Origin of the sequence: Paenibacillus sp. BK720 (assembly GCF_011761545.1) — a bacterium.
GTDB lineage: Bacteria > Bacillota > Bacilli > Paenibacillales > Paenibacillaceae > Pristimantibacillus.
Genome location: NZ_JAASRQ010000008.1, coordinates 44,252 through 65,928 on the forward strand (window position 1 = coordinate 44,252; position 21,677 = coordinate 65,928).

13 protein-coding genes are annotated in these 21,677 nt (G+C 50.6%); 2 read left to right on the forward strand and 11 right to left on the reverse strand.

The window, feature by feature from the left end; translation table 11 throughout:
* Nucleotides 1-13: 13 nt before the first annotated feature.
* From FHT67_RS26810 to FHT67_RS26845, 8 genes are all read right to left on the reverse strand, one after another.
* Nucleotides 14-925: a carbohydrate ABC transporter permease gene (locus FHT67_RS26810; protein ID WP_167201912.1), complete on the reverse strand. Its 912-nt coding sequence runs from the start codon at nt 923-925 to the stop codon at nt 14-16.
* Nucleotides 922-3,480 (reverse strand): DUF5696 domain-containing protein, encoded by a 2,559-nt coding sequence (locus FHT67_RS26815; protein WP_167201913.1) that lies wholly within the window; start codon nt 3,478-3,480, stop codon nt 922-924. The genes FHT67_RS26810 and FHT67_RS26815 overlap by 4 nt, the downstream gene beginning before the upstream one ends.
* A gap of 20 nt (nt 3,481-3,500) precedes the next feature.
* Nucleotides 3,501-4,136: a YIP1 family protein gene (locus FHT67_RS26820; RefSeq protein ID WP_167201914.1), complete on the reverse strand. Its 636-nt coding sequence runs from the start codon at nt 4,134-4,136 to the stop codon at nt 3,501-3,503.
* Nucleotides 4,117-5,580, reverse strand: coding sequence for an NHL repeat-containing protein (locus FHT67_RS26825; protein ID WP_132312222.1), 1,464 nt, complete (start codon nt 5,578-5,580; stop codon nt 4,117-4,119). The genes FHT67_RS26820 and FHT67_RS26825 overlap by 20 nt, the downstream gene beginning before the upstream one ends.
* 15 nt (nt 5,581-5,595) lie before the next feature.
* The gene (locus FHT67_RS26830; protein WP_167201915.1) at nt 5,596-6,465 is read right to left on the reverse strand and encodes a carbohydrate ABC transporter permease; all 870 of its coding nucleotides are present in this window, start codon (nt 6,463-6,465) and stop codon (nt 5,596-5,598) included.
* A gap of 8 nt (nt 6,466-6,473) precedes the next feature.
* Nucleotides 6,474-7,430: a carbohydrate ABC transporter permease gene (locus FHT67_RS26835; protein WP_132312226.1), complete on the reverse strand. Its 957-nt coding sequence runs from the start codon at nt 7,428-7,430 to the stop codon at nt 6,474-6,476.
* 17 nt (nt 7,431-7,447) lie between these two features.
* Entirely contained in the window at nt 7,448-10,282 is a 2,835-nt protein-coding gene (locus tag FHT67_RS26840) for an extracellular solute-binding protein (protein WP_167201967.1), read from the reverse strand.
* A gap of 147 nt (nt 10,283-10,429) precedes the next feature.
* A complete protein-coding gene (locus FHT67_RS26845; RefSeq protein ID WP_167201916.1) occupies nt 10,430-11,818 on the reverse strand; it encodes an ABC transporter substrate-binding protein in 1,389 nt (462 codons plus the stop codon).
* A gap of 524 nt (nt 11,819-12,342) precedes the next feature.
* On the opposite strand from FHT67_RS26845, the gene FHT67_RS26850 reads away from it, so the two are divergent.
* A complete protein-coding gene (locus tag FHT67_RS26850) occupies nt 12,343-13,236 on the forward strand; it encodes a helix-turn-helix domain-containing protein (RefSeq protein ID WP_167201968.1) in 894 nt (297 codons plus the stop codon).
* A gap of 187 nt (nt 13,237-13,423) precedes the next feature.
* Here the strand turns inward: FHT67_RS26850 and FHT67_RS26855 are convergent, their stop codons facing one another.
* Together FHT67_RS26855 and FHT67_RS26860 are read right to left on the reverse strand one after the other, a co-directional pair.
* A complete protein-coding gene (locus tag FHT67_RS26855; RefSeq protein ID WP_167201917.1) occupies nt 13,424-16,336 on the reverse strand; it encodes a glycoside hydrolase family 3 protein in 2,913 nt (970 codons plus the stop codon).
* A 676-nt stretch (nt 16,337-17,012) separates the two neighbouring features.
* Nucleotides 17,013-19,295 (reverse strand): FAD-dependent oxidoreductase, encoded by a 2,283-nt coding sequence (locus tag FHT67_RS26860; RefSeq protein ID WP_347880135.1) that lies wholly within the window; start codon nt 19,293-19,295, stop codon nt 17,013-17,015.
* Between the two features lie 86 nt (nt 19,296-19,381).
* Here FHT67_RS26860 and FHT67_RS26865 point away from each other — a divergent pair, with 86 nt between their 5' ends.
* The gene (locus tag FHT67_RS26865; RefSeq protein WP_167201919.1) at nt 19,382-20,191 is read left to right on the forward strand and encodes an AraC family transcriptional regulator; all 810 of its coding nucleotides are present in this window, start codon (nt 19,382-19,384) and stop codon (nt 20,189-20,191) included.
* Between the two features lie 133 nt (nt 20,192-20,324).
* On the opposite strand, the gene FHT67_RS26870 is transcribed toward FHT67_RS26865, so the two are convergent.
* The gene (locus FHT67_RS26870) at nt 20,325-21,668 is read right to left on the reverse strand and encodes a sulfatase family protein (RefSeq protein ID WP_167201920.1); all 1,344 of its coding nucleotides are present in this window, start codon (nt 21,666-21,668) and stop codon (nt 20,325-20,327) included.
* Nucleotides 21,669-21,677 lie beyond the last annotated feature (9 nt).

Sequence of the window (21,677 nt, forward strand, 5' to 3'; positions counted from 1 at the left end):
TCGTACATCCCCCCTAATCGTAATAAAAAACTTTCCTAGATATCAGATAGGTGCTTGCCACCAAGATTAGGGCAACAGCCAGAAAGTAGATCGTTGCCATTGCCGAGCTGAGACCGAAATTAAAAGCGGAAAAACCGGTGTCTAGAATCAAGTCCGTTATTTCGTTGGTGGAGACCGAATCTACTATGGTATAAATCACATTGACCAAAATAAGCGGACTGACCATCGGAAACGTAATCTTCCAGAAGGCCTCGTAGCCGGTTGCCCCTTCTATCTTGGAGGCTTCGTACAGCTGCGGCGAGATAGTCTGGATTCCCGCGAGGAAGATTAGAATCTGAACGCCGGATTGGCTGACAATCTGATAGATACGGTCAACCGAACCCGTGAGGTAATTGACGATCCATTCGTTAACCCCGGCTTGCAGCATCAGCTTCTCCAATTCAAAGCTCTGTAACGAATGTACGACCTTTGTCCCGGAACTTGCATCGTTTATCGCTTGCACCAGACTTGTGCTCTCCAGATTCATAATAACGCCCGACGCCAGAATGACGGGAAGGAAGAAGATTGCCCGGGCAGCGGATCTTCCGATGAATTTCTGGTTCAGCAGCACCGCCAGGAATAAACTGAATATGACGATCAGCGGAATATTGACCAAGATATTTACCATCGACTCGATCAAAACGCGGTTAAAGCTTGTGTTTATCGTCAAAGCTTCCACGTAGTTTTTGAATCCAATGTATTTAACCGTGATCCCTTCCGAATTGGCCGTTATCGAGCTGAAACTGAATCGCAACGAACTCAATAAAGGTACAAAGAAAAAGAGAAAAAAGCCAAGCAGCCATGGCAAAACGTAAAGAAAACCCCATTGTGCCTTTTTTTCCGCGTAAGACCTTTTCAACAGGCGAGGTTTCAGTATGGATTTCATTTTTGTACACCACCCATTACATAGCCTTCGGCTTCGACGTTTATGCCATCCGCCTGTACCATTGACCGATTGTAGTTCACAATGACATAGATACCGTTCTCGTAAACGGTTTTGAAGACGCCATCGCTTAACTTCTCGTGCGAAATCATCTTCCGGTTCTGCACGTTGCCCAAGACTTCATTCACATTTCCATAGATCGTTGCAGCCTGGTCCAGCCATTGCTCGTAATTGACGGCGTACAAGTCGTCGTAGTCCGTATCCTTTACTTTAGAATTCGGTTCATGAATCCATTTGAAGTAAACGCCCGAGCCGTATTCCAGACACTTCAATATATACTGGTTCATATTGGTGAAGGTCGACAGATTATAAGGCATGCCCGTATAGTCGATATATCCGCGAACGACCATTTGATAGAACGGAATTTCTTCGTCTTCAATTTTAAGCCCGCTATTCGTCATCGGCGCATTCGTAATATCCGTCACGTATGGAAACGCATAGGCGTTGCCGCCACTGGCCATAATTTCGAGATTCCGTTCGCGAATCTTGGTCAGCGCCTCCTTCGATATCGTTTCGGACTCCGTTCGGTCGATCTGACGGTTTGTCCGATAGTCGGTATTTAACCGGCTGCCTAAATCCTGCAGCGATATCCCTTCAAGACGATAGCCATCCAGCTCGCTTAGCATGGAATCCACAACCTTCAGCATATGGCTCGGCGATACAACATAGGACGGAGCCTTGCTGCGGTCGCGCTTATTCAAGACCGGTTCAATCGGGTAGATCGCGGCAGGATCTCCCCTTAATGTTCTGGAAGCTGCCTTGGTTTCATCGAAGCCATCGCTTGTACGCGCCTCTGCGATGTAGACGTCCGGAAAGAAGGAAAGTCCCTTGTCCCGAGCGAAGGCGATAAATTCCCAAAGCGCTTTGCTCCCTCCTACAGCTCCGTCGACCGAGACATGATCCGGTACCTCATGATCAAGTCCTTTATTAAACCAACCCGAATACTGAAGCTTAATATTTCGAATATTGCGGTTCTGCACCTGATATACGATATCCTCTGCCTGATTAAAGGTTGTAAGAGGCTCGAGCGCCTTATAGGGAATGCCCACCGCATGCTTGTTTTTGGCGATGCTTCCGATCAACTGCAAATAAAACGGAGCATCCCCTCCGGAATTCGAATCGCTTGCCGACTTCTGTTCGGGAAGTCCGTGCGTTTTGATCAAATACCGTTGATAGTATTGTGCCATTCCGGAATAAGTAGCATCATCTCCGCTCAGGAAAGCGTAACGGATCGTAAAGTCCGATTTTGTCGGATTCTCTTGATACCTGGGCAAGGAACGCGCCTGGCCGTTCGCGTCCAGGGAAACCTGGTCCTTATTGATCACATAAAAGCTTGGATAAATATAGTTATAGCCATTCACTCTGCCGCTTACATCCGCATTTACGCTTGCGACCGAATCGCCTTCTTCAATAATGCCGAGAAAGGCTCCATCCCCGCGAATCATTCCGAATACCGGCAATCTGGCTTTTTCCTCGCCTACGTCGTCTTTGATACCTTCCATCGTTAGATCGGATCCATAGATCCTTTGTTCGTATGACGAATAATTGATTTTGCCATTGTTGAAATGAATAAGCGCCCCGGACCCGTCCGGTACGAATAAGGCCCCTTCCGACTCCTCTCCTACTGCGCCGAAGAAACCAAGAACCGATACCGTGTTGATGGGATACTCGTCTGAGTAATGAATGCCGGAAGCCGGCACTTTGACCACGAGGCTATCGCCATCCAGGGTATACTCGATCGAGGCAAGGAATATACGCGGTTCGGGTTTGGTTTGCTCGAGATGAAACGCCTCGAGATCCTTCCGGAAATCTTCATCCGTATAGCCGGCAGCTTCGAATGCCTGGAGAGTCCGTTTCAGTTGAATCCCGGCTAGAGATTCATTTCGCACATACACAGAAGGGTCAGCATCCTCTTGGTAGGCAATCATCAGCGCGCGCTGTCCCGTTTTATCCACTTTCCCCTTAAGTTCCTCCAAGCGCTCTTTCGTCAGCTTGCTTGGAATATCGTCAGCCGTTTTCTCGTCCGTTCCGAATTGATAAGTCACTTTGATGCCGTTAGGAATGCTGTCGAATCTGAATTGCTTATGAATGACGCTATCCGTATAGGAGTTGACCGAGCTGAGCTGGCCGAACGCGTTATTGAAATCGAGCTTCAATTGAGCGGATAATAAATCCTTGTTAACTCCTGTTGCCAGATTATCGGATTCTCGCTCCGGCGGATTGCTGTACCATACTTCTCCGCTATTCTTATCGAGAACGGCGATAACTCCCGACTGATCGTCTGCGAATAATTCCAGACGATTGTTTGCCGCAACGCCTTTCATGCCCGCGACTCGAGGATCCGTGAAGGAGACGGCCAAAGCCGTTCCCTTCACAAATGCCGCTGCAACGGATCCATTAGCTTCCGTTTGTTTTTCAGAACCGGAGCCCGCACATCCCGCAGTCATTATTCCAAGCAGGAACAACAAAGTCAGCAAGGCATATCGTTTCACATTCATGGCTGCTCATGCCTCCTTCCTTAGCTTCTCAGGTCAATTTCCTGGTAAATGGTTATTACAAATGATGAGATTTGCTGAATCAAGCTGAAGAAAAGCAAGCACAGGAACGCCAGAAACCCCATTGCGACAACCGATAACAGAAGGGTGCCTATGGTTTTTGAAGGCGTAAATTGTTGAACCGTCATATTCCCGACGAACAACAGATACAATGACCAAATGAGTGCGACGCTGTGCGAGAAATAGTAGAAGCTCGTTTCCTGCATCGAGATAACGTTGCTTAACCAGATCCATGGAAACGGGATGATGACCATAGGAACGAAAGCAAAGCAGGTCGAAGTGAAGATTTCGACAAATTTCCCTTCCCCGTCCATCAAGGTCGTGAGCGACCAATTGGCCACGCACCAGAACAAGACCGGAAGCAGTACGTACAGAACCTCCATCAGGCTGTTCATGTCAGCGGGATTGTAGATATGAACGAGGAATCCGCTGTACTCGGTGCTCATGATATTGGTGACGATCATGAGGAATAAGATCGAGAAGGAAACGATCAGATTGGTTTTTTTGTTCCATTCGTACTTCAAATCCCAATAGCCGTTAAACGGGTGCAGAATCAGATAGAATGGGTGTTTAAGCAGTTCACTGTTCCATTTCGGCACGTTTCCTTCCCCCTTTCCATTGCCGGAGCTTCCTGAACGTGATTGCGCCGAGCGCGATCAAGACAATGCCGGTCATCGTCGCAGGGAAGTATTCGCGCAGCACTTCCTTGCGATAGAGCAGGAATGCCTTCGAATAGTTCGGCTGATCCTTGCTTTGCTTAAAATAAATCATCGCCTCTGCATATTTCCCTTGCCGAAGCAGCGCTTTGCCGATTCCGGCATAGGCAAATTCCAGATTGGCGTTCATATTGATCGACTTCCGGAACCATGCGAAGGCCGCCTCTTCATCGCCCTTGTAGTAGCTTCGAACGGCTTCGTTGAGGGTCCGGCCGTATTCCGTTGTCTCGAATAAAGTAATTTCCCCGAGCCCCTTATCGAGAACGAGAAGTTGATCCCCTACACGCTCGATGGCTGTCGGCGCGTTGAATTCGCCCAGCCGGTTGCCCAGACCGCCGAATACATACATGAAATGCCCATCGCCGTTGTATGTGAAAATCCGTCCGCGCCTGGAATCAAGCACCGAATAGATTTCGCTGTCCGCGACATCGATGTCAATCAGTCTCGTTCTCTCCTCCGATGACATAACGAGGTCGCCGCCCGGGCTGAAATACCCGGTTCGCCTCAAAATATCGTTCCCCTGGGCATTTAATTTCTTGATCGTTTCGCCATACCTGTCCCCGTTCGTCGCATAAATAAATCCTTCATCGTCAATATCCAGGTTCGTGAATTCCGTAGGAGTAAACTGGGCCATCTGACTCCGCTGGGCGCGGGTAGACAGCCGTTTCCACAACAGCTCGATCGGATCGACCCTTACGCGGTTCGCGCCAATGAACGCCGAAAAATCGCCATTAGCGTTAAACTCCATAAATCCGTCAAATACGCCGGCGGCCATGACATAGATCCGCTGCGCCTTATCGACAACAACACGAGCAGGCTGGAACTGGAAATTCTCTTGAAAAAGCTCGGACTCAGGATTCTTGATAACCTTCACAAGCTTACCCTTCGAATCGAGATGGACAACTCTTTTATTTCCCGTATCAGCGACATAGATATTCTTGTCTTCGGTTACAAACAGGCCTTGCGGGCTCATAAACTTATCGGGCTCCCCGTTGTTATCGAAGGAATCGATGATTCGATCCAGCTTGAAGCTCGCATCCATCACCACGATTCGATTATTGCCGGAGTCCAGCACATAAATTTGCTTGTCTGCCGTAACGTGTATATCGTTCGGTTCCTTAAACGGTCCGACTCCCAGACTGTCGCCGTTCAGAAGGGCCGTTGCCCGATAGGCGGCAGGCGAGGCGACAGCGTCTCCCCAGTAGGAATAATTATAGGATGCGGGAGTTTCTTCGGCATGAACGACCGCGCTCCCCATTCCAATGCTTAGCAAACAGATGAGCGTCGTGAGGACAAATGTCCTTGCTTTATATAGGCTGCTCAACATCGCGTCTCATCCTTTCTACTCTTTCATCCCGGAGGTCGCCATCGTCTGCATGACGCTGCTCTGCGAGATGATAAAGAGCGTAATCGGAACGATCATTAATAGAAGGGCGACCGCCGCTCCAACGCCAGCGCGGGCGATGCCGCCTGCCGAGATTATGCCAAGCGCGTAATGAAGCGTCTTCAGGTTCTCGCTGTAAATGAAGTTGCCTCCGTCGGTCCCCCATAAGGCGGGGAACTGCAAAATCATTAGCGTCAGCCATGCGGGCTTCACGTTCGGCATGACGATGCTCCAATAAATCCGGTATTCGTTCGCTCCGTCAATCTTGGCAGCTTCCAGCAGCGCATCCGGAATCTGTTCCATGAATTGCTTCATGAGGAACAATCCGAGTGGGAAGGCGAGAGCCGGCACGATCACCGAGGCCTGCGTGTTGACCCAGCCGAGCCAGGACATGACCATAAAGTTCGGAATCGCGGTAACATGTCCCGAGAACATCAAGGACAATATGACGATAGAGAACAAAGTCCTCGATCCCCAAAATCGGTATTTCGCAAGAGGATAGGCCGCGGCAGACGCCAGCAGAATATGTCCCGCCGTCCCCGTGATCGTGATAAACAGAGTGTTTGAGATATAGCGGGACAGCGGCACCCACGAGTTCCCCATCAGGGCGAACAGGTCGAAGAAGTTGTCCAGCGTCGGATTGTTGACCAGAAACCGCGGCGGGAAAATAAACAGTTCGTCAAGCGGCTTGAATGCATTGCTCACCGCATAGATGAGCGGAAGCGCCATAAACGCGCCGAAAACGGCTAGAAGCACGAACATGAAAAAACTGACGGCAAAGGATCGGTTTAACCGCCTGGGGGGCCGGAATACAGCTAGCATCCTCATGACCAATTTTATTCCCCTACCTTTCGCAACAGTTTTTGCGTCAACTTATTGGCGCCGATCATCATGCAGAAGAGCACTGTCGCGATAGTGGATGCGTACCCCATCTCGTAGCGGATTGTGCCGAAGTCCATCAAGTGCGTTACGATGGTATGCCCCGCATAGTTAACGCTTGGAAAACCGGCTAGCGCGATCGATATATCGGCGACCGCAAGCGAGCCTGTAATCTGCATAACAGCTCCGAACATCAGCTGCGGCCGCATGGACGGCAGCGTGATGAACCAAAGCTCCTGCCAGCGGTTCTTGATGCCATCTACGGCTCCCGCTTCGATCAGCGATCGGTCGATCGTCTGAAGACCGGCGATGAAGGCCAGGAAGCTGGTGCCCAGGCTAAGCCACAGCTGGACGATGATAATAATAGGCAGAATATATTTTTCGTTCGAGAGCCATTGAATCGGTTCGAGAATAAAACCGAATCTCATGAGGAACCCGTTCAAATATCCGTAGCTGTCTCCGGAGAATACGATCAGCCAAATAAAGAATACGTTCCCCGAAATGGACGGCGCGTAGAACACAAGGGTCATAAACGCTCTGACCTTGGGCGACAATTCATTGATAATCCAGGCAAAGAGGAAACACGCGATATAGCTGATCGGACCGGTCACGATTGCGAACATGAACGTATTCTTCAGAGCGATCATGAACACGTCGTCGCCTAGGAACAATCGGGAGTAATTCTGCCAGCCTACGAATCTCGGAAACTCCAGCATGTTGAAATAAAAGAAGCTGAGCGCCAGCGAGATGACGACCGGAACGACCGTAAACGTGAAGAAGATCAGCATGTACGGACTCATCAGCAAGTAGTAGTGCTTGTTTTTCCGAAGCTCTTGGGCAACATTGGCGAGTCGTGACGGCTTCTTTGCCTGGATGAGGCTCGACGCGGCATGACGGTTTGCTTCTGCTTGCATCGGCTTCCACCCCCTAACTATTTCTGCAGATTGAATTCCTTCCGCTTGAGTGCGATTTCGTCATTCATGTACAAAATATAATCCGAAAGGGCTTCGCGCGGATTCTCGCTCTGGTTCACGACGCGCCGGAAGGCATTATCCAGATGCCTGCCCGTGAAATAACCGCCCGGCACTTGAGGGATGCCCCTTACCCATTGCCATTGGCGTTCCAGGTTGTTGAAATCCTTGACCGGCCATGGCAGCTGCTCCAATGCTTCAATGTTGGCTGTCGGATATCGCGCAGCATCGCCGAGCAGCCCTTCCAGCTCTCGTCCGTAAGCGATCTGGGTATCCTTGTCCGTCCACCACTTCATGAATGACCACGCCGCGTCCTTGTCATCGGCATTATCCAGCATCATGACCGCTGTCGTATGGCTGGCGACCTCATGACTGACGGACCCGTCCTTGTGCTCGGTGCCGGGTACGACGGCAAAGTCCCACAGCCCTTTGATCTCCGGCGCAAGAACCGTTAGCAAATTGTACGTTGTATAATCGGCAATACCGATAGGCATCTCGCCAGTCCGGAACCGATTAGCGAAATCCGCTTGCAGCGGAAATTTGTAGTTCGTATAAAATTGCGTCCAGCGCTTGAACACCTGCATTGAAATCTCGGAGTCGAGTGCGCTCTTCCTGTCATTGTCCCGGTAGAACTGGCCGCCGTTCTGGTAAAGAAGCATGGCGAACGCCGCATTCGGAACCAGGGTCGCATTGTTCGCAGCCGATTCGATCGGCAAATAAAACTCCATGTTATGCTTCTGCAGCACCGAAATCATGTTATACACATCCTGCCACGTCTTCGGAGGCTCCAAATCCAGCTCTTTGAGAATATCCTTGCGATAGAACAGCATCGGGAAAGTCTGCTGCTCCGGCAGCGCGTATACCCCTTCGTCATACCTGTAAGGCGTTATGGCGCTATCGCGAAACCTTGCAGCGACTTCCTCGAAATCCGGGAAAGCGGTCAAATCGGCTGCGGCGTTCCTCATCGCATAATTGACAGGGGCATCCTCGCCGGCCTGCAAGGCAACATCCGGCCCTTCGCCGGCCAGGACAGCCGGAAGCAGGATGCCGCCCGGAACGAGCCTTACATTTACCGATATGTTCGTCTCGGGCGTAAACCTGTCGTCAATCAACGCTTTCAACACTTGCGCCTGGTCCCTTCCCGTAGTTACCCAAACCGTGATGGAACGCCCGCTTTCTTCCGTACTGCCGATACTATCGTAGTCTTCGGTATAAGAGGCAACGTAAGCGCCTAGCTCGTGCTTGATCTTCTCGAGCAAAGTCGCTTTCGCTCTCGGGAGCTTGCTGCCTGGGGACGCAACGATGAGATAATCCAACGTAAGCGGCTGTTCGCGCACGTTCAGAATCCACGTACCGAGACCACCGACATTCACCTTGAAGGAGTTCAGACGGTTCGCAATCGTTTCCGGCTTCTCCGCCATTTCGTTCAACTGCCTTACCATCGTATGAAGAACAGCGACTTTATCGCTTTTCTCCCCTGTCGATTGCTCGAGATAATCCGCCACGGCCTGGATAGTGCCGGCTTGTTCCCGGAAAACATCGATCATGCCGGGAATCCGCTTCTCCAATTGATAATCGCGGTTAGGGTCCGGCGTATTTGAGGTAATCAACAAAATTTTTCGATACATCTCGTTAAGCTTCAGCACGCTCGATTTGATCGTCTCAATAAGCGGAGCGAGCTCGCCGAGCGAAACCGCCATACGAATGGTATGTTTCCCTTTCGTCAGATGGAACAGGTAAGGCTTATCCCCTCCCAGCACATCTGTCTGCCATTCCATATTGAAGCCGAATCGCGTCCGCTTCATTTCCTGGAATGGATATTCGCCATCGATCATGATGCCGCGCGTCGCATAGACGCCGCGCAGCTGATCCTGTTTGCGCTTCAGCGCAATCTGGTACAACCCATCCTCTTCCACCTCGAATTCCCATTCAATCCACTGCCCCGGCAGCTTCCAGTTAAGGCCCCCTATCGCGTTGACCCGAATCTTCGAAGCGCTGTACGGCGTAACAGAAGGGCTTGACCGATCGGAAAGCGGATAAAGCGTAGGGGAAGATTTCAAGGTCGCATCCTCAGCCTGAATCACGATGAATTGACCTTCGGCGGCTGCAGCTCCTTCGGCTTCATATTCGGCTTTCCGTTCTTCATAGGTTTTCGTCTCCGGCTCCTGGTATAACTCGATATAGTCGATAGCCATCGGTTCCCTCAAGGAAGTCAGGGAAATGGTCTGAACCCCTTCACCGAAATAAAACAAATAGGGCTCGTCATTGTAACCTTCGCTGTCCTTGAAGGACGCGATTTGCCAAGCCGGCTTCTCTATCTGCCTCGGGCGCAAATCGTTTCCGCGATTGTCCCGCTCGATTTCGTCTTCGCGATTGCCCCAATCTCGATCGAACAATAAAATGTCGGAGCCTTTAAAAGGCACTTCCTGATTGATCGCGAACTCCCTCTCGATAGCGGAGCTTTTCCCCTCAATAGGAAAATAATGAATTCGAACATTGTATAGACCCGGTTGGTCGACCCGGACCTTCCAACTAATCGTGCCCGACTCGGGCGTTAACACAGCTTGGCCCTTCAGGCCTTGAAATCCGTTCGCAACCTCAAAGCCGTCCCCTTCGAGCGCGGTATAATGCTCGCCTTCGATTCGGATTTTCGCTGGCGGCCGGTCTGCGTTCGAGTAGCGTTTCGTATAGGCGTCATATCCGTCTTTTGCATCAGAATCCATTACCGTCGAAAAATCGCTAATAGCCTGAACATCGCCGTTGCCTTTTTGACTTGATGGGTAGATCGCCCATATGGACAAACCTAAAACAAAAAAAATACATATCCATTTCACTAATTTCTGGCTTCTGACGCTCAACTTTGCTCCCCTCCCGCGGCAAGAGTGAAATTCAAACAGTCCACATTATGAACCGGGATGCGGACTGTTTGATCACTTCAATCGTTACTTCTTGTAGACTTCATCGATTGCCGCCTGGAAAGGCGTTTTATACGTCTCGATGACCGTGGAAACGGATTGGCCTTTGTTAATCTCATCAGCGAACTGATAATAAGGCATACTTGGGAAGGTGCTTAGACTATCAAAACTAAACCGTTTACTCGCTAATACAACATTGTTGATATCATCTTCGTTGTCAAACGATCTCTCGTACCAGTCCTGACCAGGATAGTCGTAAACCGAATCGTAGGTTTCGATTTTCTCCCAGATATACATGAGCTGCTCCGGATTTTTCGCTGCCTTCGGAATGACCATTGCCCCTGGATTGGTATCAGGTGTATTGTAGGAAGTTCCATTCGGTCCTTTAGGGAAAGGAATAAAGCCGATATCGAAGTCCTTCATGTCGTTATTCAGAGCTTCCGCCTCATAGTTTCCGGATAAATACAACAACGTGTTGCCTTGACGGAAAAATTGACTTGGCTCCGTCCAATCGCCGCCCTCTGAAGGTCTGACGAGTTTATCGGTACTCAGCTTGGATAGGAAATTCAAAACCTCGACGGTTTTTGGATCGTCCAGGTTCTGCTTATCCCCCTTCGTCAAGCTTGTCTCGTTGGAGGCAAGCGCTGAATCCAAAACGCCGGCGCCTGCCAATCCCCACGTATCAAGCTTTCCATCGTTATTCGTATCTCTATTAGCCTCTTTGATCACTTGCAGGAACGTATCCCAATTCCAGTTATCTTCATTAATATATTCTTGAAGCGGTTTCATGCCGAGATTGTTCATCAACGTGCGATTGTAGAAGAAACCCGTCGCTCCCTGTGTATACCCGCCAAAACCGTACCCTCTCCCGTTATACTGCATGATCTTATTCGTTACTTCCGGATTGAATACTTTGTCATTTTTGGTGTATTCGTCAATCGGCCACAATAGATCTTGACTTACCAACGATGGAATGGTGTACGATTTGCTCACGGCAATGAGATCGCCTACCGGTTCGCCGGCAAGCAATGATGCCGTAACCTTCTTCTGGTACTCGGCGCCATCGATGACCACGTATTCCACCTTGAAATTATGTTTCTTCATTAGATCTTCCAGATTCTTTTTCCGTTGGATATTATCAGGATTATCTTCGGGGATTTCCAAGCTCCAGAAGTTTACAATCTTGATTGTTCTGCCGCCCATATCGAAATCCATCTCCGGCGTTTCATTGGAATTTCCCGCGCCGTCTTCAGCGTCATTCTCGGAAGCATTCGTCGCCGCCGGATTGTTTGATGGCTTTTCGGTAGCCGTATTGGTGCTTGCTGGATCGTTACCGCCATTGCTTCCGCTGCTGCAAGCCGCTAAAGAAAATATCAACATCACACTAACAAGCAACATAACTAGGTTTTTTTTCATTTTTCATCCCCCTGAAATGGTCATGTAATCGCTGTCACTTTGTTGTAATGACAGGGATACGGCTTAAAGTCGAACCCACTAAGCTATTTGCGCATGTGCAGCTATCCGCTCAGCACCTATCACCTCCTGCCCGCTTCAAATTCACTGCATGCAATTGTAAGCGGTGTCAAATTCTTTGCACATCTTGTATGGGACGAAATCCGCATCGTGTCCCTCTTTGCTCTTTTAAAATCATATTGTAAAAAATGGATACAAACCTTCAATTTATAGACATCGGTATAGCATCATTTAGTCATTCTCCCGTTATCCTAAAATCCGTGATATCAAATCACCATATCTGTAAATGCAAATCGGAACCAGAAGGCTTAAATAACGATTTTTAATATGTTTTTTAGTGCATTTTTGGTTGTATGATCAGCCATTTCGCACAGCTAAAATAAAAATGACAGCGCATACAACTTCTACAGAAAAAGGGGGATTGTTGGATGTCAAACGTGCGAGGAAGCAGTATGAATTCGAACTCCATGAAAAAGCTGCCGTCAATTAAGGGCGATATCGCGGATAGCGTTTATTTGAACTGGTTTACCAAAGACAAGGAATTTCCGTTTTTTATTCAGTATGGCGGGCACAATGAGGATACGGGTCTTCATAAGCATGATGACTTCACCGAACTCGTAATTGTACTGAACGGGAACGCTACGCATATCGTCAATTCCGAAACCTATTTTATTAAAAAGGGGAACGTATTTGTCATTAACGGTCCTACCTTCCATGCTTACCAAAATCCGCATGAATTTAAAATTTGCAATATTATGTTCCGGCCCGAAATCCTTCGAAGCGCCGGTCCGGATTTAAGCAACTCCAACGGCTTTCAGGCCCTTTTTGTTTTGGAGCCGTTTTATCGCAATATTCATTCTTTTCAAAGCGGGCTTAGTTTGTCGATTCCAAGCTTGGAACACGTCTCCTCGATCATCGCCGAAATGATCAACGAATATAACGACAAGCAGCAAGGCTATCAGACCATGCTCAATTCCCGGTTTATGGAACTGGCCGTCTATTTGTCCAGACAGTATGACAATCAGGAGAATGGCACGGACAGCAATCTGATGCATTTGGCGAATGCGGTCTCCTATATTGAAGACCGTTATCTTGAGCCTCTTACTCTGGAGGAAATCGCGGCCAGATCCAATATTTCGGTTCGGCATCTGAATCGGATTTTTCAGTCTTATTACCAAACGACGCCTATTTCATACCTGCAACGACTTCGTTTGGAGCGGGCGCGTATGTTGTTAAGGCAAAGCGGACTCCCCATCACGAAAATTTCATACGAATGCGGCTTTAACGACAGCAATTATTTCACTCGTAAGTTTTCCAAAACCTATGGGCTTTCACCCAAGGCTTTTAGACAAGGCCAGTGATTTTTTCACCATAAAACCTTCCTCTAGACGCGGTCGCTCATCTTCGAAATACTTCAATAGAAGTTTTTCTCCTATTAGGTTTGTTTTGCAAATTACAAAAGGCGCCCCGGTACATGTCAATAACATATACCGGGGCGCCTTTTTAGGCCCAACTGGAATATTTAGTTTAATTCCATAAGGCAAGTTTTCAAGCCATCATCCGGAACCAAGAGAGAGACACAGGTCCATTCAGAATTAGGTATACGTCGCGCCTGCCGGAGGCGCCTGTCAGCCCGCAAGTGAAGCTCCGCCAGTTCTTTTCTCCGCCAGCCGGAATCTTGCATTTGCCTGCGATTGGACCGTCCGGTCCATCCAACCGCACTTCAACCACAGCATCCTCCGTGGCGGCTGCCCGCAGCTCGACCGCGGAGATCCCTGCGCCGAGTTCCGCATCATGGTATGCTAGCCAGCCCTTATCGCCATTTACGGCTGCGGCGCTTCCGCCTTCGATGCATTCACCGAGATGAATGCCCTGATACGCATCGTAGTTTACGGCCCGCGTCACTCTCTGAAGATCACGCGGCGGAATCGTCTCCCCGGCGACTGTAAGGCGGCCTTCAAGCCGCAAATCGGCGGAAGAAGCGCCGAGCATGATTGTATACGTTCCGCTTTCCAGGCAGAATCGGTCGCGCGTTACATCCCAAATAGCCAGCGATTCGAGCTGCAGTTGGAACGTCACTTCCGCAGACTCTCCCGGAGACAAGGCGATGCGTTTGAAGTCCGCCAGTTGAAGGCGCGGGCGCTTGACTCGGGATTTATCTGCACGTGCATAGAGCTGCACGACCTCTTCCCCCTCACGTTCGCTTATGTTCGTCACACGGCAGGAAACCTGGACTGCCATGTCTGTCCCAGCCTCAGCGCTGCTGGGCGACAACTGCAAGGCTTCGTAACGGAAGTCGCTGTACGAAAGGCCGTGTCCGAACGGATACAGCGGTTCGCCTTCAAAATATTGATACGTTCGGCAGCCACGGATGATGTCGTAGTCCATGAATGGCGGAAGTTGATCGACGGACTTGTACCACGTCATGTTCACTCGGCCTGCGGGATTGACATCGCCGAACAGAACGTCCGCAACAGCACGGCCGAGTTCCTGACCCGCATGGGAGGTGTAGATGATCGCCTTCGCCTTCTCCTGTATAGCGTTCAAGGCGAACGGGTAACCGCCGACGACCACTACAATCGTGTTGGGGTTCTCCTCAATTACCGCAAGCGCCAGCTTTTCCTGCGATTCCGCCAGCGTGATATCGGGCCGATCCATCGTCTCCTTGCCGTTGATGAGCGGGTGATTGCCGACAAACACGATCGCCGCATCGGCGCCGCGAGCCGATTCGACAGCCGCGTCCAAGCCGCTCGACACGCATTCAAACTCGAACGTGTCGGCTTGCGTTCCAACAACTAAACCTCCAACCTCCGCAACGCCTCCGACGTTAATATCGTTCGCCATCTCAGCCGCTTGACCGTCACCGACGAGCAGGACACCTGACTCATCGTCAACCGTTACGGGCGTTCCGTTCCAGGTCGAGACTGTAATTAGCGAACTGTCCTCGTCTACAGGCCGGATCTGGAGCACTTCCTTCGTAAACCACTCCCAAATCCGATGAGCCGACGCTTGCAAATTCTTGTCGTCCGTTGTGACAAAGAGGCTATTGCGCAGCGCAATTAATGTATGGCTGCCCCAGCCCCAGTCCGATATTTCGAAAATGTCGCCTTCTTCGGGCCTCTCCGCGCGAGCAGCGAGAGATGCCTTTGAATCTTCGCTGAGCCGGACATACCGTCCGCTGCGTACAGCCTTCAGGCGCACGCGATCGGTGCCGGCGGTGTATGACGCTTCGGCGCCTTTCCCCTCCGCTGCCAGCCTCTCGCGGATTCCCTGAAGCGGGGTAACCGAATATGGCAAGGAACCGCTGTACCAGTCACTATAAACAACATCGGCAAGCGGGCCGATGACGGCAACCTTGCTTAGCTTGTCAGCCTGCAGCGGCAGCGTCTTCCCGTCGTTCTTGAGCAGTACAACGGCTTTCTGCACGGCCTCCCTCGCGAGCTCCGCGTGCTCTGGACGGAGGATCGCCGATTCGTCGATCGCCGCATACGGATTTCGATCCGACGGGTCGAACTCCCCGAGCCGGAAACGAACGCGAAACGTGTTCCGAAGAGCGGTATCCAGATCATTTTCCGTCAAAAGCCCGTCCTTTAACGCTTCGCGGATCGCCTCCGTTACTACTGCCGCTTCGTCCGTAATACTGTCGATTCCGCCTTCCCGGATCGACCGGGCCACCGCTTCCTTCAGCGTCTGTACGTAGTGATGATCCCGCATCGTGCCCGTTACGTCGAAAGCATCGCTAACGACAAAGCCGTTCATTCCCCATTCGCGCTTAACGATGCCGATCACGAGCTCGCTAAGATTTGCCGGCACTCCGTTGACCGCATTGTATGCCGTCATCATCGACTGGGCTCCGCCTTCTTTGAACGGGATCTCGAATACCTTCAAGTAATATTCGCGCAGGTTGCGTGGATCAAGGCTGACAGATGTATCGCCTCTTCCCGCTTCATTGTTGTTGCCGATAAAATGTTTTAGCGTGGCAACGGCCTTCAAGTAAAAAGGATGGTCTCCCTGAATGCCTTGCGTGAGCGCAGCGGCTAGTTTGCCGGCCAGAACCGGATCCTCGCCATACGCTTCTTCCGTCCGACCCCACCGAGGGTCCCGCTCCAAATCAACCGTCGGCGCCCACAGCGTCAAGCCGTTAAAATTCGGATTCTGCCGATAAAAGCCGCGAGCTTCGTCTCCAATCGCGCTGCCGATTCTCTTTAGCAACCCGCTATCCCATGTACAAGCGAGACCGATCGGCTGAGGATAACTCGTCGCTTCTCCGAGCCAAGCCATGCCGTGTGCGGCCTCCGTGCCATGCTTGTACGCTTGTATCCCTAGACGCTCTATTGCGATCTGGTACTGCGGCATAAGCTCAATCTTCTCATCCAGAGTCAGTTGGGCAATCAAGTCGTTCACGCGGTCCTCGAGAGGCGCATTGAAATCCCAATAAAGGTAGTTCTTTTCGATTGTCATTTTCTCACGCTCCTCGGAAATAATATAAATATCTCTCACATCACCATCAGCGACCCTTGGCTACAGCTTTAAAGGAGCAGTTGATGGCGGTTGATTGTCATCTAGCATTCTAGTTCAAAAATGACAAGCAAACCTCGATTTTTTGGTCTTTTACTAGCATAATATAGACATTGAACAGGCCTTAACGAACCAAGTCTGGATCACCCTACTTGCTCAAGCCGGTGAAGCTGGAATCGAAGGAAGAATTAAGCTTCCATATTAATAATTCCTGTTTAAATAGAAAGCAAGTTTTTCAAGAAAAAAAATAGTAACATTAGAAGGCGGATCCCTATTTTCAAGATAGCTAGACACCCTTTTGAAGGTAATTTTCAAATAAATACAGCCCCGGGGACTGAAATGTGACCCGTAAGATAGACACTTTGAAAAAAGTGTCCGTCTTACGGGTTTTTGTGTTTTAATCAGAGTAACAGCAAGGGAGCGAATAGTATCGATGTACTCACCATTGAGCCATTCTTGAACCCGAAACGGCTGCTCAGTAAAAGTCTATCGTGTACAGCGATGATCTGGAGTCAGGCGCTAACAAGCGGACAAGCGTAAAGCAAGCTTGACAGGCCGCTATGCGGACAAAAAACAGGATGGAATCAACCGATTCCACCCTGTTTTTCTTTAAGATAACTTATTCATAAATACGCATTTCAATCACTTCGGCACGTTCACTGCCGTTTGTTTCCTTTACGACCGTCCGTATGCGGTCTGTACGCACCGGCTTATCCAGGGTATGGATTTTTTTGCGAGTACGGTTCTCGTTATCTCTTGCGACCGTAATCCACTCGCCGTTTGCCCATGCCTGAACGTCATACGACTTTACCAGTTCAGGCATGACGAGGAACGGAGTCTCATGGTGATGGAGGTTGATGAGGTCCTCATTCACATCATCGTTAAACGTAAGATGTATTTCCTTCACGTTCGCAGGACGGTCTAAGGCAACCTCCACCCACTCCTCATGGCCATCCGTAAGCGGCTCGGATACCCAAAGATGAGGTCCGCCATATGGACGGGTATAACCGTCAATTATTTTTTCAGGCGCAAAAGCTTTTGTGCCGACTGCAAAGCAGAAAGGTCTGCGCACAAGCATCGACCATTCAATGACCGGTTGATCCGGCTGATGATCCTCCAGATCCGGGTTCACGATTGGTTTGGCTCGCCGTTGAAAGGCCAGTACGCCCGTCGCAGGAACAGCGGACGTATACAGGCTGGCTGCTTCATTCTTGCGAACAATGACAAATACATTGCACGGCTCGCTGCCAAAGAGCTCGCTGTCCGCAGGAATATCCAGCCATTGCTTCTCTCCGGCCTTAACCTGAATGCTCAAGGCTTGCTTAAGATTGGCAGGCACGTAATTCTCAGCCCTACCGGTATCCCACAGTTCAACGGTCAAGCTTGTTGCTTCGGAAGCAGACACCAGCAGCGTTAAACCTTCGATACTGCCTTCGTTCGGGAACAGTAAGCCGACATCGGAAGCAAGCCGGCATTGCGCTGCAGGTCGATCGAGCAGAATTTTTTTCCTTGTGCTTGAAGCCGTTACGGTTCCCTTTCTTGCAAGATCAGCCGGGTCTTCATTCCGAAGGCCAATAATGGACGCGTCGGTACGCAGCATGATTTGCTGAAGCTCGGTCAGATGCTGCTCACGGAGCTCTCGCGGGGTAACGCCCTTGATCACCGACAAGGCAGCGCCGACGCCGGCCGCTTCCCCCATTACGGCGCACGTAGCCATTACTCGGGTTGTTCCGAAGGCTACATGCGATGCGCTGATATTGCGTCCCGCAAACAGAAGATTGCTGACATTGCGGGAGTACAAGCTGCCGAAAGGAATATGGTAAATACCGTCGGCATGCAAATGCTTGGAACCGCTTTCGGACGCATACATGCCTTGTGGAGGATGCAGGTCAATCGACCAGCCGCCGAAGGCGATCCGGTCCTCAAACGGCCGCTGAGAAATTACGTCATTCTGCGTCAGAATCGTATCGCCGAGGAACCGCCGGTATTCGCGTTTTCCCGGAATCGAGCCCACCCATTCGAGCGTCATGTTGTCCGCTTCAAACTTGCCCGAGTTTTTAATATAATCCCAAATGCCGTAAATAACCGACCATAACTCGTCGCGGATCCGCTCGTTCTCGTGAACCGTATCGAGCTCGCCGCCCCACTCGATCCACCAGTAATGGCAGCCCGAATCGCCGCTGCGGATGACGCGCTTAAGCGGAATGGACGTTGTCGTAATATCCTTGGCAAAAGAAGGGGCAACAAAGCGCACAGGCTTGCCGGTATCCTTCGTGTAAAACAGCAGCGTACTGCCAAGCGTAATATCGTCGGCCACTTCCGGTGCCCAGTCTTCCCCGAATTCATGACGGGCTTCGCGTCCGATCCGATAGGCGGCTCCAGCCAGAAAGCCAACAAGACCATCCCCGGTGCAATCAAGAAACACCTCGCTCTCAAACGTAATCTCGCGCTCCGAGCCCATCATCCAGCCGGTCACGTTACGAATGATGCGGTCATCCAGCTCGCCGTCCGCTTCCACTTCCCGCACGTCGGTGTTCAGAAACAACGCAAGATTCGGCTCGGCCCTAACGGCCTCAAGCAGCGTTACATCCCACAGATAAGGATTGCCTTCCGGATTGCGGTACTGATTCTGAATAAAGAGTTCTCCCATGATGCCGGTCTCGCGGGCATAGCGGTGCACGCCATGGCCGGTTGCTCCGCATACCCATACCCGCACCTCGGAGCTGGAGTTTCCGCCAAGCACCGGCCGGTTATGAACCAGCGCTACCTTTTGCCCGAGTCTAGCGGCTGCAATCGCCGCGCAAAGGCCTGACAACCCTCCGCCAACAACGGTCACATCGGATCTTACTGTCTCGTGTCGCATGAAATGAGCCTCCTGTACTTGACTTCGTTTACAACTAATTTCATTATATATTTACCAGCCCGCTCATAAAATTCACTTATATTCAATCGAGCATATACTTTATTTCAGTGAAAAGGAGCTATAACATGTTTTCGCCTATCCGAGTGCTTTTCCACAAATATTGGCTGCGCAGAGATCGCTTTTTATTAAACTCGGATTCCTACCCTTTATGGACGATATTCGCTGTTGAGAGAGGGATATTTATATATCGAATCGGTGAATTTAAAGGCGAAGCGACTACCGGGGATTTAGTGATATGTCCTCCAAACACCACCTTTGAGAGAAAGATCATAGACGATTTGACCTTTCATTTCATTCAAATTGCTCCGTTCGAGGGAGATCAGAGCATGCTGGATCACTCCCATCCATTTATAAACGAAGCAAAATTAAGCGTCCCTCCCCATAACCGTGAACGGATGAGGAGCACCTTTCAACTCATGGAGCGCGCAGCCAGACTAAATTTTGATCAGGCGAACCTGGCGGTCCAGCAGCATCTGATCAATGATCTATGGCTTCTAGCCTCGGACTGGGATATCGATATTGAAAACGGGCTTCGCTCTCGTAAAGCCGTTCTGGATAAAACAATGAAAACAGCCAAAGAAGCCCTGTTGCAAAAAGCATTCGACAATATTCCTATCAGCCAATTGGCGGCGGAGCTAGGCTTGACCTCCGTTCAGCTCACTCGCCGTTTTCGCGCCGCTTTTGGGATAACGCCTATCGAGTACGTCACGCAGGCTCGTATGGAGAAAGCGTGCAAACTGTTGGAGGAAACGTCGCTTACATTGGACCAAATCGCTCCTGTCTGCGGTTATGAAAACGGATTTTATTTAAGCAGAACCTTCCACTCTAAAATAGGGGTAACTCCATCCGAATATCGATCGTCGCATCGAGTATAAGTAACCCCGCTTTACAACCGGATTCGATACGATCATCAGCTTACGCTAATTTGGTTTGGTCAAAGAAATAACCCCCATTGATCTGGGGGTTATTTCTTGCGGCGTTTTGCAGTGATTAATTCAAAAATTCGATTCAATTCAACGCCTCATCGTCTGTTACGCTTCTTTGTCCGCTTGCCACCGCAGGGGCAAGCAGAATTTCGGGCACAAGCTCCCCGGCCGCCACCATTCGCTTCAGCAGCCGGTTCCTCATTGCGTTAGCTACGCCTGCATGAGATTCATAACCAATCAGGTTTGTTAACTCGTACGGATCGGACTGCAAGTCATATAAATACGCCTCCTCATACCGATCCGAATGCGAGTCGGTATACGGATTTTTATCCCTTGCAACAACACCGTATTTCCAGCGTCTTGTCCGAACCGCTCTTCCTACCTCGGACTCGCTGATCTGAATAAATACCTCTTCCGGCCAAGCGGTATGATTTCCGTTGATCAAAGGCTTAATGGAACGGCCTTGCATATGCTCCGGCACCGGAATACCCGCGGCGTCCAGCAGCGTTGGCGGCAAATCGACCAGGCTGACCAGCTCCTGCACCTGCCGTCCCCCCATAAAGCCTGGTCCCGTAATGAGAGTAGGCACGCGAATCGAAGCATCGTGGACTGACCGCTTGTATTCGCCGTTCCGAGTCTTGAAGTGGCAGCCATGATCCGCCGTAAACAGGACAATGGTCTTTTCCTTAAGACCAAGCGACTTTAACGCATCCATCAGCCTGCCGAACGCTTCGTCCAGACGCTTCACCATTCCGTAGTAGCCCGGCAGGTGATAAGGCGCGCTGCCGCCAAGCGCAGCCAAGTCAGGCGGCGTCCATGCGCCCGTGTACTGCTCGCGGTAGCCGTCCGGCGCCGGGTAATTATCCTCGTGGTTCTGATGATGCGGCTCCAAATAGGACAGGAATAGGAAGAACGGATTATCCTGATGATCGTCGATATAGCGGATAGCGGCATCCGTAATCGCATCTACCCTGTAACCCGGCAGCTTGACCGCATTGTTGCCGTTATCGTACATAACGGCGTTATAAGCATCGGATGAGAACTCGAGCACGTTAGCGGCAAGCCAGTAGTCGTAGCCGCCTCGATAACGCTCGCTTACCGGCTCTTCCGGCGCCAAATGCCATTTTCCTATATATCCCGTATCGTAGCCCGACGCTTTGAATGATTTTGCGATCGTCGGCGCATCCTCCGGCATATGAATTCCGTTCACGAAGCAGCCGGTTTTTGTTGCGTATTGCCCCATTTGCAGGCAGGATCTTGCCGGACCGCATACCGGTTGGCAGGTGAAGGAATGCGTAAGATGCGTGCCCAGCAGTGCCTCACGGTCAAAGTTTGGCATAAGCCTCATCGGATTGCCATGCAGGCCGGACGTATCCCAGCGCTGCTGGTCGGTGAAAAAAACGATAACGTTAGGTTGTTTGGACATGAATGAGCC